The sequence below is a fragment of the Curtobacterium sp. TXMA1 genome (assembly GCF_020162095.1).
In the GTDB taxonomy this organism is placed as follows: Bacteria; Actinomycetota; Actinomycetes; order Actinomycetales; family Microbacteriaceae; genus Curtobacterium.
In genome coordinates this window covers 3,349,719-3,363,683 of record NZ_CP083910.1, presented here as the reverse complement: position 1 = coordinate 3,363,683, position 13,965 = coordinate 3,349,719, and the positions used below count along the sequence as shown (strand labels likewise).

At 71.9% G+C, this 13,965-nt stretch carries 18 protein-coding genes; 11 read left to right on the top strand and 7 right to left on the bottom strand.

Annotated elements, in window-relative coordinates:
- Positions 1–101: 101 nt before the first annotated feature.
- Positions 102–755 carry an NAD(P)-dependent oxidoreductase gene (locus LCG91_RS15915; protein WP_224441980.1) on the bottom strand — a complete coding sequence of 218 codons (654 nt, stop codon included), beginning with the start codon at positions 753–755 and terminating at the stop codon, positions 102–104.
- Positions 756–817: 62 nt separating this feature from the next.
- Between LCG91_RS15915 and LCG91_RS15910 the strand changes: the two genes are divergently transcribed.
- Positions 818–1,417, top strand: coding sequence for a TetR/AcrR family transcriptional regulator (locus LCG91_RS15910; RefSeq protein WP_224441979.1), 600 nt, complete (start codon positions 818–820; stop codon positions 1,415–1,417).
- On the opposite strand, the gene LCG91_RS15905 is transcribed toward LCG91_RS15910, so the two are convergent.
- Together LCG91_RS15905 and LCG91_RS15900 are read right to left on the bottom strand one after the other, a co-directional pair.
- Entirely contained in the window at positions 1,404–2,387 is a 984-nt protein-coding gene (locus LCG91_RS15905; protein ID WP_224441978.1) for a TerC family protein, read from the bottom strand. The two genes, LCG91_RS15910 and LCG91_RS15905, sit on opposite strands and share 14 nt — an antisense overlap.
- 77 nt (positions 2,388–2,464) lie before the next feature.
- The gene (locus LCG91_RS15900) at positions 2,465–2,920 is read right to left on the bottom strand and encodes a MarR family winged helix-turn-helix transcriptional regulator (RefSeq protein ID WP_058749079.1); all 456 of its coding nucleotides are present in this window, start codon (positions 2,918–2,920) and stop codon (positions 2,465–2,467) included.
- Positions 2,921–3,084: 164 nt separating this feature from the next.
- Here LCG91_RS15900 and LCG91_RS15895 point away from each other — a divergent pair, with 164 nt between their 5' ends.
- From LCG91_RS15895 to LCG91_RS15860, 8 genes are all read left to right on the top strand, one after another.
- Complete coding sequence (locus tag LCG91_RS15895) at positions 3,085–3,738, top strand: hypothetical protein (protein WP_058749080.1); 654 nt, start codon at positions 3,085–3,087, stop codon at positions 3,736–3,738.
- 320 nt (positions 3,739–4,058) lie between these two features.
- Entirely contained in the window at positions 4,059–4,940 is an 882-nt protein-coding gene (locus LCG91_RS15890; RefSeq protein WP_224441977.1) for a S26 family signal peptidase, read from the top strand.
- Positions 4,937–5,797, top strand: a complete 861-nt coding sequence (locus tag LCG91_RS15885) for a LamG domain-containing protein (RefSeq protein ID WP_224441976.1) — start codon at positions 4,937–4,939, stop codon at positions 5,795–5,797. Before LCG91_RS15890 ends, LCG91_RS15885 begins: the two co-directional genes overlap by 4 nt.
- A gap of 177 nt (positions 5,798–5,974) precedes the next feature.
- Positions 5,975–6,412, top strand: coding sequence for an ester cyclase (locus LCG91_RS15880; RefSeq protein WP_224441975.1), 438 nt, complete (start codon positions 5,975–5,977; stop codon positions 6,410–6,412).
- Positions 6,413–6,492: 80 nt separating this feature from the next.
- Positions 6,493–7,227, top strand: a complete 735-nt coding sequence (locus LCG91_RS15875) for a copper resistance protein CopC (protein ID WP_058750735.1) — start codon at positions 6,493–6,495, stop codon at positions 7,225–7,227.
- Positions 7,228–7,316: 89 nt separating this feature from the next.
- Positions 7,317–7,940, top strand: coding sequence for an NUDIX hydrolase (locus LCG91_RS15870; RefSeq protein WP_224443172.1), 624 nt, complete (start codon positions 7,317–7,319; stop codon positions 7,938–7,940).
- Positions 7,892–8,434 carry a VanZ family protein gene (locus tag LCG91_RS15865; protein ID WP_224441974.1) on the top strand — a complete coding sequence of 181 codons (543 nt, stop codon included), beginning with the start codon at positions 7,892–7,894 and terminating at the stop codon, positions 8,432–8,434. Before LCG91_RS15870 ends, LCG91_RS15865 begins: the two co-directional genes overlap by 49 nt.
- A 44-nt stretch (positions 8,435–8,478) precedes the next feature.
- Positions 8,479–8,865, top strand: coding sequence for a DUF1304 domain-containing protein (locus LCG91_RS15860; RefSeq protein WP_126891089.1), 387 nt, complete (start codon positions 8,479–8,481; stop codon positions 8,863–8,865).
- Here LCG91_RS15860 and LCG91_RS15855 read toward each other — a convergent pair.
- Complete coding sequence (locus tag LCG91_RS15855) at positions 8,862–9,299, bottom strand: arsenate reductase ArsC (protein WP_224441973.1); 438 nt, start codon at positions 9,297–9,299, stop codon at positions 8,862–8,864. The two genes, LCG91_RS15860 and LCG91_RS15855, sit on opposite strands and share 4 nt — an antisense overlap.
- A gap of 140 nt (positions 9,300–9,439) precedes the next feature.
- On the opposite strand from LCG91_RS15855, the gene LCG91_RS15850 reads away from it, so the two are divergent.
- Positions 9,440–9,991 (top strand): AAA family ATPase, encoded by a 552-nt coding sequence (locus LCG91_RS15850; RefSeq protein ID WP_224441972.1) that lies wholly within the window; start codon positions 9,440–9,442, stop codon positions 9,989–9,991.
- Here the strand turns inward: LCG91_RS15850 and LCG91_RS15845 are convergent.
- Both LCG91_RS15845 and LCG91_RS15840 read right to left on the bottom strand, forming a co-directional pair.
- Positions 9,949–10,773, bottom strand: a complete 825-nt coding sequence (locus tag LCG91_RS15845; RefSeq protein ID WP_224441971.1) for a DNA-formamidopyrimidine glycosylase family protein — start codon at positions 10,771–10,773, stop codon at positions 9,949–9,951. The genes LCG91_RS15850 and LCG91_RS15845 overlap by 43 nt on opposite strands.
- 76 nt (positions 10,774–10,849) lie before the next feature.
- On the bottom strand, positions 10,850–11,236 hold the full coding sequence (locus tag LCG91_RS15840) for a MerR family transcriptional regulator (protein WP_058749844.1): 387 nt from the start codon (positions 11,234–11,236) through the stop codon (positions 10,850–10,852).
- Positions 11,237–11,329: 93 nt separating this feature from the next.
- On the opposite strand from LCG91_RS15840, the gene LCG91_RS15835 reads away from it, so the two are divergent.
- The gene (locus LCG91_RS15835) at positions 11,330–12,031 is read left to right on the top strand and encodes an SDR family oxidoreductase (RefSeq protein ID WP_058749836.1); all 702 of its coding nucleotides are present in this window, start codon (positions 11,330–11,332) and stop codon (positions 12,029–12,031) included.
- A gap of 59 nt (positions 12,032–12,090) precedes the next feature.
- On the opposite strand, the gene LCG91_RS15830 is transcribed toward LCG91_RS15835, so the two are convergent.
- The gene (locus LCG91_RS15830) at positions 12,091–13,938 is read right to left on the bottom strand and encodes a BCCT family transporter (RefSeq protein ID WP_082687587.1); all 1,848 of its coding nucleotides are present in this window, start codon (positions 13,936–13,938) and stop codon (positions 12,091–12,093) included.
- Positions 13,939–13,965: the final 27 nt, after the last annotated feature.

Genomic DNA, 13,965 nt, shown 5'->3' with positions numbered 1-13,965 from the left:
TCGGCCCGGCGACGAGCCGGCCGGTCCGGTCCGCGCGGCGCCGCTAGCCCGCCGCCCACTGCGGCGCCGCTAGCTCGCCGCCCACCGCCGCGCCGCGCCGCTCACCGCCCCCGGCGGTAGGCGCTCCCGTCGCACGTGTGCACGGCGTCGTCGTCGAAGAGCAGGCGCAGCGAGTAGGCCGCGCAGTCCACGAAGGTCGCGATGCTGATCCACGTCCGGGACCGTCGCAGCTCGCCCTTCGACGGGCCGTCCGAACCGATGCCCGCACGGTGCACGACCCAGGCGATGTCGCGGGCCTCGGTGTCGAGCCAACGCATCACGGCCTCGTTGTCGCGGTGCTGCCCGTCGTACGAGCGCGCGATGGTCGCGCGGACGAGCCGCAGCACGGGCATCAGCCGCTTCCCCGGCGCCGCGCTCAGTCCACCCGCCTGGTAGAGCAGACGACGGACGCCCTTCCGGCGCATGACCGGGACGAGTGCCTGCACGAACGTGGTGTTCACCGGGCGGTCACGCTGCGCCACCACGTCGCCGAGCATCAGGACCACCGCGTCGACGCCCTCGAGCAGGGCGTCGAGGTCGAGCGGTGCCGAGATCGACCCCTGCACGACCTCGAGCCCCTCGTGCTGCAGCGAGAGCTTCGCAGGGTTCCTGGCGAGCGCCCGGACCCGGTGGCCGGCGTCGAGGGCGAGTCGGGTGAAGTGCTGACCGGTCTGGCCGGTCGCGCCGAGCACGAGGATCGTCTGTGTCGAGGTCATGCGGCCAATCTAGGCACTGACAAGAAAGTAGTCAATGACTAGTTCCGCGGTAGGATGGTCCCGTGAGCGACCGGCCCTTCCACCACGGGAACCTGCGCACCGCGCTGCTCGACGAGGCGCTCGTCGTCCTCCGCGGGTCCGGCGTCGACGGGCTGTCCCTCCGTGACCTCGCCCGACGGGTGGGCGTGAGCCACGGCGCACCGCGGAGTCACTTCGTGGACCGGCAGGCACTGCTCGACGCGCTGGCGGAGGCCGGATTCCACCGCCTGACGAACGAGGTCCGTCGCGCGGTGGCGGGGCAGCACGACGTCCGGGAGCGGTTCCTCCGCGTCGCCCGCGCCTACGTCGACTTCGCCATCGACGACGCCGCACTCATGGACCTGATGTTCCAGACCGGCCCAGGCGGCCGCTCGGAGGCCGTCTCGAGTGCCGCGCGGGACCTGTTCGACGCGCTCGACAGCGCGATGGGCCCGCGGGACGGGGGCACGGACGAGGGCGCCCGCGACACGTTCAAGATGCTGTTCGCCGCGTCGATGCAGGGCATCGCCGCGCTCGTCGCCGCACACCGGATCTCCCGCGGGGACGGGGACCGGCTCGTCGGTGACGCGATGGAGATGATGCTCGGGTCGGACCTGGCAGCCCGGACGGTCAGCGCCCGCTGACCTCAGTGTCCCGCCGCATCCGCACCAGGCTCGCGCCGGTCGCTCCCGCCATCGCGACGAGGATCACCACGAGCGACACCCACGTCGGGATCTCCGGCGCCCACGAGAAGCCCTCGCCGCCGTTGAGGAAGGGCAGCTCGTTCTCGTGCAGGGCGTGCAGCACGAGCTTCACGCCGATGAAGGCCAGGATGAGCGCGATCCCGTACTTCAGGTAGACCAGGCGCTCCAGCAGTCCACCGAGCAGGAAGTACAGCTGCCGCAGGCCCATCAGCGCGAAGACGTTCGCGGTGAAGACGATGAAGGCGCTCTCGGTGATGCCGAAGATGGCCGGGATCGAGTCGAGCGCGAACAGCAGGTCGGTGGTGCCGATCGCGATGAGCACGATGAGCAGCGGGGTGAAGTGCTTCGCGCCGTCCTGGGACACGCGGAACTTCATGCCGTCGAACTCGTCCGTGATGCGGACCCGTCGACGCAGCAGGCGGACGAGGGCGCTGTCCTGCTGCTCCTCGTCGTCGTCCTCGCGGAGCTGCTGGATCGCGGTCCAGATCAGCCATGCTCCGAACAGGTAGAAGATCCAGGTGAAGTCCTCGATGAGCTGCGCGCCGACCAGGATGAACACCCCGCGGAGCACCAGGGCGATGATGATGCCGAGCATCAGCACCTCCTGCTGGATCGCCTTCGGCACGCTGAAGCGCGCCATGATGATGACGAAGACGAACAGGTTGTCGATGCTCAGGCTGTACTCGGTCAGCCAGCCGGCGACGAACTGCCCCGCCGCGTCCCCGCCGGCGAAGACGAGCATGAGCACCGCGAAGACGAGCGCGAGCCCCACGTAGACGCCGACCCACGCCCCGGACTCCCGCAGGCTCGGCACGTGCGGTCGCCGGGCGACGATGAGCAGGTCGACGAGCAGGATCGCGACGAGCGCGATGATGGAGCCGACCTCGAAGACGACGGGGAGCTGGGGCATCGTCCCAGTCTGGGGCATGCGGACGGGAGGCGCGCGGCGGGGTCGCCCCGTGCCTCCCGTCCGTCGCGTTCCCGGGCTCAGTCCCCGCGGTCGCCGACCGCGTCGGCCGCCTGCTCGTAGAGGCTGGTCGCCAGGGCGTTGAGCACCTCGTGCAGCTCGCCGCCGTGCGCGCCGTCGACGGCGCGCAGCATCGCGCCGTACCGGGCCCGGTAGTCCTCGACCACGGTCTCGCCCGGGGGCAGCAGGCGCAGCAGCGATCCGCGTCGGTCGGCGGGGTTCGGTGCCCGCTCGAGCAGTCCCGCGGTGGTCATGCGGTCGATCATGTTCGTCACCGCCCCTGAGGTCAGGCCGAGGTACCCCGCGACTTCGGTGGGGGTCGAGTACCCGGTGTCGCTGACGAGCACGAGCGCACGCAGGGCGTTCTCGTGGATGCCGGCCCGTGCGCTCAGTTGCCCGATCAGGCTCGTGTTCGCGCGGACGACCGCGGCGAAGGCTGCCATGAGGTCGGCGTCGTCGTCGCTGGTGGGGGCCACGGGACCTGCTTCCGTCGAAGGGGGGACACGGGGCGTCCCCCGCTCTGGGGTAAGTGTACGAGTAGTCCATTTGGTGAATCAGTGACTATCTTGATGATTGAAGCAAGTCGGCCCGAACCCCTTGCTCCCCGACTCCCGCACCACACCGAACGAAGAGGTCCACCGTGTCCACCAAGCTCCGCACCTCCGCACTGAAGCGGATCCGTTTCGCCCCCGTGGCGCTCCTGGCCGGCATCTTCGCGGCCGTCCTGCTGTCGCTCTCGCTGACCGGCACCCTGTCCGGGTTCGCCGCGAGCATCACGAACTCGAGCAACACCGCCGCCACCGGCACCCTGGTCATGCAGGAGCAGAACGCCGGCGCGACCGTCACCTGTCTCAGCACCGACGGCGGCTCGGTCTCCACCAACTCGGCGACCTGCTCGACCATCAACAAGTTCGGTGGCAGCACGACGATGACGCCGGGCAACACCGTGAACACCGCGATCTCGATCAAGAACACCGGTACCGCGAACGCTGCGACCTTCACGCTCACCCCGGGTGCGACCTGCACGCAGTCGGCCAACGGCGCCCAGAACGGCACCGCGACCGACCTCTGCGCCAAGATGAACCTCGTCATCACCTCGGGTTCGACCACCGTCTTCAGCGGCACCCTCGCCAGCTTCAAGGGTGCGCCGGCCTCGTCCTTCACGATGCCGCAGGCCCCCGCAGCCGGCGCGACCGTCCCGTTCAACTTCGCCGTGACCCTCGACCCGTCGGCCGGCAACACGTACCAGGGTCTCGCCGCCTCGGTCCCGATGACCTGGACCTTCACCGCCTGATCCACGAGGAGCGAGCCGGCGTGACGCTCTGATCCCGCCCCGCCGGCACCGCTTGCGCTCCTGCAGCACGCAGCCGGCTCCCCGGGCCGACCTCCCAGACCGACGCCCCCCGACCGGCCTCCCCCTTCCGGCCGGGTGACGTCACCCCCGGCGCAGTCCGACCGTCATCCCCCCGTCCGGTCGGACCGCGCCCACCCCGGCGGCACTCGGACGACCCCCCACGTCCGAGTGCCGCCACCCCACTCCCACAGCTCTGCTACCACGCAGTCCCCCGCACCACCCGCCGTCCCCCGGGCCGGCCGACCCCACCGGAGCACCAGATGAGCCAGACCGCGGCGATCCCGCTCAGCGGCACGCTCGACCGGCCGGTCCTGCGCGGCCGGGCCGTCTCCCGTTCCGAGACCGTCCTCGCCTGGACCGTCGCCGCGACCGCCGCCCTGCTGCTCGCCGCCGCCGTGCTGTTCCTGTCCGCCGGCGGTCGCTGGTTCGTCGTCGAGACCCCCTCGATGGGCGAGGCGGCCCCGGTCGGCACGCTCGTGCTCGACCTGCCCGTCGACGTGGACACGCTCGCGGTCGGCGACGTCGTCTCCTTCGAGACCGACGCGAACCCCGGTGTCGTCTACACGCACCGCATCATCGGCATCGACGGGGCCGGACTCCACACCCGCGGGGACATCAACGGCGCCACCGACCCGTGGGCCCTGACCCAGCGCGACGTCATCGGCACCCCGGTGGCCCTCGTGCCGCACGTCGGCTGGCTGTTCCGCGCCGCCCCGATCCTGCTCGTCGGCACCCTGTTGATCTGGACCCTCACGAGCGCCTTCACCGACCGCGTGACGCGCACCTGCCTCCGCATCGCCGGTGGCGCCCTCACGACCTCGTACGCCGCGTTCGTGCTCAAGCCGTTCGTCAACGTCACGACGATCACGAACACCTCGAGCCCGCACGGCGTCGAGGCGACGATCGTCTCCTCCGGCATCTTCCCCGTCCGGGTCGACGCCCACGGCGGCACCTCGGTGCACCTCGTCGACGGCCAGGTCGGCCGTGTCGTCATCCACGAACTCACGGCGAACGGGCACTACCAGCTGACCTCGAACATCGACCTCGACCCGATGGGCTGGGCCGCCCTCGTCGCGGTGTGCCTCGTGCCGCTCGTGCTCTGCCTGGCGGTCGGTCGTGTCGAACCGGTGCGTGCCTCGTGACCGGCCACCCCCTGCGCTCCCTGCGTGACGGCCGGGTCGTCGCCGCCCTGCTCGTCGTCGCCCTCGCCGTGGTCGTGCTGCTGAACCAGTTCGCCCCGACCCGCTCCGCGTACAGCGCGACGGTCACGAACACCGGCAACACCGCGGCGACCGCTCCGTACTTCACCTGCGGCGCTGCCGCCCGCGCCGACGCGACGGGCGCCCTGTTCGCGTACGACCTCGACGAGGCCGCCGGGTCGCGCACCGCCGCGGACTCCTCCGGCAAGAACGCCGCTGGCACGTACCAGGGCAGCATGACGACGACCGCGAACCCCGCTGCCTGCGCGCGCGACGGCGGCACGGCGTACACGCTCAACGGGTCGTCGAGCTTCGTCTCGACCCCGCGTTCGTACGCGAACCCGACGACCTTCAGCGAGGAGGTCTGGTTCCGCACGACCGTCGCGGGTGGGCTCCTCATCGGGTTCGGCAGCAACCAGGTCGCCACCTCGGGGCAGCACGACCGGCAGATCTACGTCAACACCGCGGGGCAGCTCGTCTTCGGTACGTACAACTCGACGACCCAGGTGGTCACCTCGCCGAAGGCCGTCACCGACGGTGCGTGGCACCACGTCGTCTCGACGATGTCGCCGACGAACGGCATGCGCCTGTACCTCGACGGCACGCTCGTCGCGTCCAACGCCGCGTTCAAGTCCCCCGAGAACGCCACCGGGTACTTCCGGATCGGGTACGACACGATCACCGGGTGGCCGGGTGCCCCGGCGAACTACTGGTTCACCGGGTCGATGCGCTACGCCGCCGTCTACTCCACCGAGCTGTCCGCAACGCAGGTCGCGAACCACTTCGCAGCCGGTCGCTGACGCGACCACGAGGCGCAACGGGAGGCCCGTGGCGGGCGTGCCACGGGCCTCCCGTCCGGCTCCCCCACCGTCCCGGGCGCGTGCGCCGACCGGACAGCGTGTCCCTCGATGCCAGGGACCCTCCTGGTTGTCCGGCGTAGCCAGGACCTTCACCGTCCGACCACGGGAGGAACCCACATGACCAAGGACGCGAACGCCGCCACGCAGGAGAAGCTCGGCGGGATCCTCGAGGCACGCGACTGGAGCCGCATGCACGAGGCCTGGCACGAGGACGTCGTCGACCACGACCCCGCACCCGACCAGGCGCCGGGGCTCGCCGGCATCGTCGACTTCTGGAAGGAGTTCACGACGGCGTTCCCGGACGTCACGCTCGAGGCGGACCCGCTCGTCGTGACCGACGACTTCATCACCGCGGTGTTCACGATCCACGGCACGCACACCGGGCCGTTCCAGGGGCACGAGCCGACCGGCCGCGAGTTCACGGTCCGCGGCATCCAGGTGTCGAAGTTCGTCGACGGGAAGATCGCCGAGCGCTGGGGCTCGACGGACCAGAAGGGAATCGAGGAGCAGCTGCAGCTCGGCTCGTCCGACGCGCAGTTCGTCAGCAAGGACTGACCCGCGCCGCTGCACCGGACGGCCCGGGTACGCTCGGGGCGTCCGGTACCAGCCGGGTCCGCCGCCGATGAAAGGCACCCGTGCGTCTCCGAGCCCTCCTCGCCACCGTCGTCGTCGCAGCGTTCGCGCCCGTCCTGCTGGTCGCCGGACCCGCATCGGCCCACGACGTGCTGGTGGCGTCCGATCCCGTCGCCGACGCGACGGTCGCGGGCGACGTGGACCACGTCCTCCTGACCCTGTCCGAACCGCCGCTCAGCGGGCTGCAGACCGGCATCGTCATCAGCGTCACCGACGCGGAGGGCGCCGAGCACACGTCCGGTGACGTCAGCGTCGAGGGCAACACCATCGCGAAGGACCTCGACATCTCCGAGGCGGGGTCGTACCTGGTGCGGTGGCGGAGCGTCTCCGTCGACGGGCACCCGATCTCGGGCGAGTACCGGTTCCGGTCGAGCGGGCCGGCGGCGCTGGACTCCTCGACGGAGTCGGGCATCGCGGAGTCGCCGGCGCCGAATGTCACGGCTGCGCCGACCGCGACCGCGACGGCGACGGCGGATGCTGCGTCCGGCACCTCGAAGGACGTGTCCGCGACACAGGCGGCTGCACCCGCAGGTGGCCACCAGCACCACACGATCCTGCTGCTGATCGTCGCGCTGGTCGTCGTCGGGTTCGCCGGTGTCGTCGGCATCCGCGCCCTGCTGGCCCGTCGGAACGGCGTCCCCGCCGACGGCCCGGACGGGGCCGGACCGGACGGGGCCGGATCGAACGGGGACGACCCGGCAGCCGGCAGCACCGCCGAGGACGGCACGCGCCGGTGACGCGGACGGACCGTTCGCCGTCGGTCGACGCCGCCCGCGCGGCGCTCGCCGCGGTGGCCGGTCCCGGAGCCGCCCCGCTGGTCCCCGCGATGCCGACCACAGCGGATCCCCGCGCGGCGGCCGTGCTCATGCTCTTCGGCGTCCTCGACCAGGTGCCCGCCGATCGGTCGGCCGCGGCCGACGCCGTCCACCGCGACCTCGACGTCCTGCTGCTCGCCCGGGCATCGACGCTCCGGTCGCACCCGGGCGAGGTCGCCTTCCCCGGAGGGCGCATCGATCCCGACGACGCGGACGCCCCCGCGGCGGCCCTGCGCGAGGCCCGCGAGGAGACCGGGCTCGACCCCTCCGGAGTGGAGGTCCTCGGGACCCTGCCCGCCGTGCCCCTCGCCCACTCGAACCACCTGGTTCGGCCCGTGCTCGGGTGGTGGCGCGACCCGACGCCCGTGCGGGTCGTCGACCAGCGGGAGTCCGCCGCGGTGTTCCGGACGCCGGTGGCCGAGCTGCTCGACCCGGCGAACCGCGGCGTGACGGTCCTGCGCCGGGGTGGTCAGGAGTGGCGCGGACCGGCCTTCACGGTGCAGTCCGACCAGGGCGTCCACACGCTCTGGGGGTTCACCGCGATGCTGCTCGACGCGCTCTTCGACCGACTCGGCTGGACGGAGCCGTGGGACGCGTCGCACGAGCTGCCGCTCCCTGCGCACCGAAGGACCTGACCCTGCTCTCCACCCTGCTCGTCCCGGTGCCGTGGCTGCCCTTCGGTGTGCTCGTCGCACTCGTCGTCGTCGCCCCGTTCGTCGGAGTCCTGCTCGCGCGGGCTCCTCGGACGACCACCGTGCTCGCGGTCCTGGCGCTGGTCGCCGTCCTCAGAGCCACCCTGTACCCGGAGGGCACGCCGTCCGCCGCGGTGGGGTGCTCGGTCGGGCTGCCGTACCTGGCACCGACCGCCTCCGAGTCGGTCGCGAACGTGCTGCTCTTCGTCCCGGTCGTGTTCCTGGCAGGGCTGCGCACCGCCAGGCCGCTGCTGACGGCTGCTGCCGGGATCGGCCTGTCCGCCGGGATCGAGGCGGCGCAGGTATTCGTGCTCGGCATCGGCCGGGCGTGCGACACGAGCGACCTCGTGACGAACGCGATCGGCGCGGTCATCGGTGGTCTGCTCGCGGCCGCCGCGCTCGGGCTCGTGCGGCGACGGGCGACGCGACGGCGCTGACCGGGCGACGCAACGGCGCTGACCGGGCGTCGTAGGGTCGGGACATGACCGTCGTCGCGCTCGTGTTCGCCGCCCTCGCCGCGCTCCTGCACGTGTACATCTTCGTGCTCGAGTCCGTCCTCTGGACCACCCCGCGGGCGCGGAACACCTTCGGCACCTCGGAGCAGGAGGCCGCCGCCACCCGGTCGCTCGCGTTCAACCAGGGCTTCTACAACCTGTTCCTCGCCGTGCTCGTGCTGGTCGGCATCGTCGTCGTCGCCTCCGGCGGGACCGCGGTCGGCCTCACCCTCGTCGTCGCGGGCACCGGGAGCATGCTGGCCGCCGCCCTGGTGCTGTTCACGAGCGACGCGACGAAGCGCCGCGCCGCGAGCACCCAGGGCGCGCTGCCGCTCCTGGCGCTGGTCGCGCTCGGGATCGCCGCGCTGGTCTAGACGAGCTCGGCGAGCAGGGTCTCGACGCGACGCCGGACCTCGTCGCGCACCGGACGGACCTGCTCGATCGGCAGGCCGGCCGGGTCGGTGAGCGCCCAGTCCTCGTAGCGCTTGCCCGGGAACACCGGGCAGGCGTCGCCGCACCCCATGGTGACGACGACGTCGGCCTGGCGGACCGCGTCGGTGGTCAGGACGGCGGGTTGCTCACCCGCGATGTCGATGCCCTCCTCGGCCATGGCCTGCACCGCGACGGCGTTGATCCGGTCGGCGGGCTCCGACCCGGCGGAGAACACGTCGACGCGGTCGCCCGCCAGGTGCCGCAGCCACCCGGCCGCCATCTGGGAGCGGCCAGCGTTGTGGACGCAGACGAACAGGACGGCGGGCTTCTGGTCGGGCACGGTGACTCCGGGGGTGGGGGCGACGGGTGGGGTCATCCTGCCGCACCGAGGTGAACGGACGATCCGTCCGGCGGACGGGAGGCCCGTGGCGGGCCGCCACCGCGCCTCCCGTCCGTCCCGCAGCCGGTGCCGGATCGTGACCCACGCGCCTGGACCGGTGCGGTAGCGTCCGCAGGGTGATCGTGTGGATCAACGGCACCCACGGGGCCGGCAAGACGACGACGGCACGTCTGCTGCAGCCGATGCTGCCCGACGCCCACGTGCTCGACCCCGAGAAGATCGGCGAGGTCCTGATGGACGTCCGGCCGCCGCTGCCGGACCACGGTGACTTCCAGCACTGGGACCCGTGGCGGCCGCTCGTCGTCGAGACCGCGCGTCGGGTGCTCGACCAGGTCGGCGGCACCCTGGTGATGCCGCAGACCGTGCTCGTCGAGGCCTACTGGCGGGAGATCGCCGACGGGTTCGCGCAGCACGGGATCCCGGTGCGGCACGTCGTGCTCCACGCCGACCAGGACACCCTGCGTCGACGGATCGAGGACGACGCGGTCGTCGGGTACTCGACGTTCCGGATGAGCCGGCTCGCACCGTACGCAGAGGCCGCGGACGGCTGGTTGCACGAGGCCGCCGAGGTCGTCTCCACCGTCGACCGCACGCCCGAGCAGGTCGCCCGGGACATCGCCGACGGTCAGCCGGCAGCGGTCGCCGCCGCCTCGACCGTCACGGGCTGACAGCGGGGGCACCACCAGACGCGTCGGGGCACGGAACCGACCACCTCCACGTCGTCGCGGGCGCGCACCCGCGTCCCGCAGCGCAGGCAGGGCCGTCCGGCCCGGCCGACGACCCAGTGGCGCTCGCCGCGACGGAGCACCCCCGTCGTCACCTGGTACGCGTCGGGTGTGGTCGCGGAGTGGCGGAGCATGCGCTGCGCCGTGTCGAGCAGTGCCCCGACGTCGACCGTGCCGACCGGCCGGTCGGGGTGCAGCCCGCGGACGAAGCCGAGCTCGTTCGCCCAGAGGTTCCCGAGCCCCGCCACGCGCCGCTGGTCGAGCAGGACGGTGCGTACGGGCAGGTCGGGGTCGGACGTGCAGCGACGGACCGCCTCGTCACGGTCGAAGTCGTCGTGCAGCAGGTCCGGGCCGAGGTGCCCGACCGCCAGGTGTTCGTCGCGGGTGGGGAGCAGCTCGACCACGGGCAGCGCGATGCCCCACACGGTGCGGCCGTCGTCGAGTGCCATCCGGACGCGGGCGTCCCGTGCGGCGTGTGCGGGCAGGCGCTTCCCGGTGCCCGTCGTCGTCCACGAGCCGGTCATCCGCATGTGGGTGTGCAGCGTGCTGCCGTCGTCGAACCGGGTCAGCAGGTGCTTGCCGTGGGTCGCGTGCCCGACGATGCGGCGGCCGCCGAGCGGGGTGCCGGCGTCGGCACCACCGCGCAGTTCACCGCGGGCGACCAGGGCGCCGTCGACGACGCGGAGGCGCGCTGCCAGGCGATGGACGGAGTCACCCTCGGGCATGTCGTCACGCTAGGCGGGGCCACCGACAGCGGCGCCGTTGCGTCGTCACGGACCGCGGGCGGGCGTCGACCGTCCGTCAGGCCGCTGCGGGCTGCTCCCGCAGTGCCGGGCAGTGCTCGGCGGTCGGGTGCTCGGTGATCGCGATGACCTCGTCGAGCCGGTCCCGCGCGGCCTCGAGCTCGGCGAGCTGCGCGGAGATCCGGTCGCGCTCGGCGACCAGCAGGGCGAAGGACTCCGGCGTCGCCACCCCCGCGTCGACGCACGGCAGGAGCTGCACGATGGTGCGGCTCGCCAGCCCGGCGGCGAAGAGCTGCTGCACGAGCTGCACCCGCTCGACGGAGGACACCCCGTAGGTCCGCTGCCCTCCGGCCGTCCGGTCCGCGACGAGCAGCCCCTGCTCCTCGTAGTACCGCAGCGAGCGCACGCTTGCACCCGTCGCCGCCGCGAGGTCACCGATCCGCATGATGTCTCCGCTCCGCACTTGCACCTGACACCGATGTGAGGTCCTACCGTAGCCGAGCCGCCGCGGGAAGTGCCCGCTCGGCAGGAGGACACCATGGACATCGCCGGATCCGTCGCACTCGTCACCGGGTCGAACCGGGGCATCGGCCGCCGCTTCGTCACGCAGCTGCTCGAGCGCGGCGCGTCGAAGGTCTACGCGACCGCACGCCGCCCCGAACTCGTGGACATCGAGGGCGTCGAGGTGCTGCCGCTCGACATCACCGACGAGGCGTCGGTCGCCGCCGCGGCAGCCGTCGCGCAGGACGTCACCCTGCTCGTCAACAACGCGGGGATCGCCACCACCGGATCGCTGCTCCGCGACGACCTGACCGACGCCCGTCGCGAGATGGACACGCACTACTGGGGCACGCTCTCGGTGCTGCGGGCGTTCGCACCGGTCATCGAGCGGAACGGGGGCGGCGCGATCGTGAACGTGCTGTCGGCGCTGTCGTGGTTCGTGTACCCGGGGTCCGGCGGCTACGCGGCGGCGAAGGCGGCGGAGTGGAACCTGACCAACGCCGTGCGGCTCGAGCTCGCCGGGTCGGGCATCAGCGTGCAGGGCCTGCACCTCGGCGCGGCCGACACCGACATCATGGCCGGGTACGAGGGCTCCATGGTCGACCCCGCCGACGTCGCCCGCGCCTCGCTCGACGGGGTCGAGCAGGGCGTCGCGGAGGTCCTGGTGGACGAGTGGAGCCGCGGCGTGAAGGCGTCGCTGCAGGGGCGGCCGGAGTCGTTCTACGCGCAGTTCGCCTGAGCTGGACGGGAGGCGCGGTGCCAGCCGGCACCGCGCCTCCCGTCCGTCACCGGGTCACGTCAGGACCGCGGCTGCTCCTCCTGAGCGTCCGCTGCTGCGTCGGCCGGCGCCGGGTCGAGGCTGCCGTCGATGCCGGGATCCGGCGAGACGGTCTGCGTGTGCACCGGGAAGGCGTCCGGCGAGGTGCTGACCGCGCCGACGGTCGATCGGCTGCTGCCGCGACTGCCGCGGAGCCGCCGCACGAGGTCCCAGGGACGTGCCGTCTGCCGCTGCTCGGGAGCGTCGACCTCGAGCCCGTAGTACGCACCGACGTGCTCGAGCAGGACCTCGCGCTCCGCCTTGTCGTACGCCCGGCGCTCGCGGTTGAACGCGATCACCGTGGACCAGCAGGTCATCAGCAGCACGATGCTGAACGGCAGCGCGGTGGTGATCGCCGCCGTCTTCAAGGCGTTCAGCCCACCGGTGAGGAGCAGTGCGACGGCGAGCAGCGCGGCCACCACCGCGAAGAACACGCGCAGCCAGTTCTTCGGCTCGATGTCGCCACCCGACGCGATCATCGCCATCACGAGTGAACCCGAGTCCGACGACGTCACGAAGAACACGCCGATGAGCAGGATCGCGCCGAAGGTCAGCACGACGCCGGCGGGTAGGTCGGCGAGCAGCGTGAAGAGCGAGCCCTCGACGTCGACCGAGCCGTCCGCGCCGACGAGACCGCCGGTACCGTCCGTCTCCTGATGGATGGCGGCACCACCGAGGACGGCGAACCAGAGGAAGGTCAGGGCCGTCGGGACGAGCAGCACGCCGAAGACGAACTCACGCACGGTGCGGCCGCGCGAGATGCGGGCGATGAAGATGCCGACGAACGGCGCCCACGACATCCACCAGCCCCAGTAGAACGTGGTCCAGGCGCCCTGCCACTCCTCGCCGGCCGCACCCTGCTGCGCGGTCACGTTGAAGGAGAGGCCGACGACGTTCTGCAGGTAGGCGCCGATCGACTGCACGAAGTCGCGCAGCAGGAACTGCGTGGGGCCGACGATCAGGATGAAGAGCAGCAGCGCCGCCGCGAGGATGAGGTTGAAGTTCGACAGGATCTTCATGCCCTTGGCCACACCGGTGACCAGGGAGACGATCGTCACCGCGGTGATGACCGCGATGATCGCGATCTGGCTGACCGTGCTGCTCTCGGCGAGACCGGCGCTCTCGAGTCCGGCGCCGATCTGGATCACACCGAGGCCGAGCGAGGTCGCGACACCGAACAGCGTGCCGATCAGGGCGATCACGTCGATGAGGTTTCCCCACCCGCCGCGGACGCGGTTGCCGAGCAGCGGTTCGAGTGCCCACCGGATCGAGACCGGACGGCCGCGACGGTGGATCGCGTAGGCCAGTGCGAGGCCGAGGACGACGTAGATGGCCCAGGCGTGCAGGCCCCAGTGCAGGAAGGTCTGGGTCATCGCCTGCTGGGCGAGCTGGTTCTCGGTGCCCGTGACGCCGGGCCGGGGTGAGGCGAAGTGGCTGAGCGGCTCGGAGACACCGTAGAAGACGAGTCCGATGCCCATGCCCGCCGCGAAGAGCAGGGCGAACCACGAGCCGGTGGAGAACTCGGGCTCGTCCTGGTCCTTGCCGAGCTTGATGTCGCCGAACTTCGAGAAGCCGACGAACAGCGAGAACCCGACGAAGAACGCCGCGATGAGCACGTAGTACCAGCTGAAGTTGCGGACGATGCCGCTCTGCAGGGCGGTGAAGACGGCCTCGGCCGAGGACGGTGCGACGAGGGTCCAGGCGACGAAGCCGAGCACGATGACTGCGGCCGGCCAGAAGACCCAGCGGGCGAGCTCGGGGGTGGTGCGGACCGGCTGCCCGGGGCGGAGCTGGTCGGTGGATGGTGCTGGTGGTCTGGTCGTGGCCATCGGTCCATGGTGCCTGACGTGCTGTGT

Excerpts from the sequence above, each read along its gene's own strand:
- LCG91_RS15830 (WP_082687587.1), bottom strand. The coding sequence starts at position 13,938 with ATGGCCACGACCAGACCACCAGCACCATCCACCGACCAGCTCCGCCCC.
- LCG91_RS15840 (WP_058749844.1), bottom strand. The coding sequence starts at position 11,236 with ATGCGGATCGGTGACCTCGCGGCGGCGACGGGTGCAAGCGTGCGCTCG.
- LCG91_RS15915 (WP_224441980.1), bottom strand. The coding sequence starts at position 755 with ATGACCTCGACACAGACGATCCTCGTGCTCGGCGCGACCGGCCAGACC.
- LCG91_RS15870 (WP_224443172.1), top strand. The coding sequence starts at position 7,317 with ATGCCGACCACAGCGGATCCCCGCGCGGCGGCCGTGCTCATGCTCTTC.
- LCG91_RS15855 (WP_224441973.1), bottom strand. The coding sequence starts at position 9,299 with ATGACCCCACCCGTCGCCCCCACCCCCGGAGTCACCGTGCCCGACCAG.
- LCG91_RS15835 (WP_058749836.1), top strand. The coding sequence starts at position 11,330 with ATGGACATCGCCGGATCCGTCGCACTCGTCACCGGGTCGAACCGGGGC.
- LCG91_RS15860 (WP_126891089.1), top strand. The coding sequence starts at position 8,479 with ATGACCGTCGTCGCGCTCGTGTTCGCCGCCCTCGCCGCGCTCCTGCAC.
- LCG91_RS15880 (WP_224441975.1), top strand. The coding sequence starts at position 5,975 with ATGACCAAGGACGCGAACGCCGCCACGCAGGAGAAGCTCGGCGGGATC.
- LCG91_RS15890 (WP_224441977.1), top strand. The coding sequence starts at position 4,059 with ATGAGCCAGACCGCGGCGATCCCGCTCAGCGGCACGCTCGACCGGCCG.
- LCG91_RS15845 (WP_224441971.1), bottom strand. The coding sequence starts at position 10,773 with ATGCCCGAGGGTGACTCCGTCCATCGCCTGGCAGCGCGCCTCCGCGTC.
- LCG91_RS15905 (WP_224441978.1), bottom strand. The coding sequence starts at position 2,387 with ATGCCCCAGCTCCCCGTCGTCTTCGAGGTCGGCTCCATCATCGCGCTC.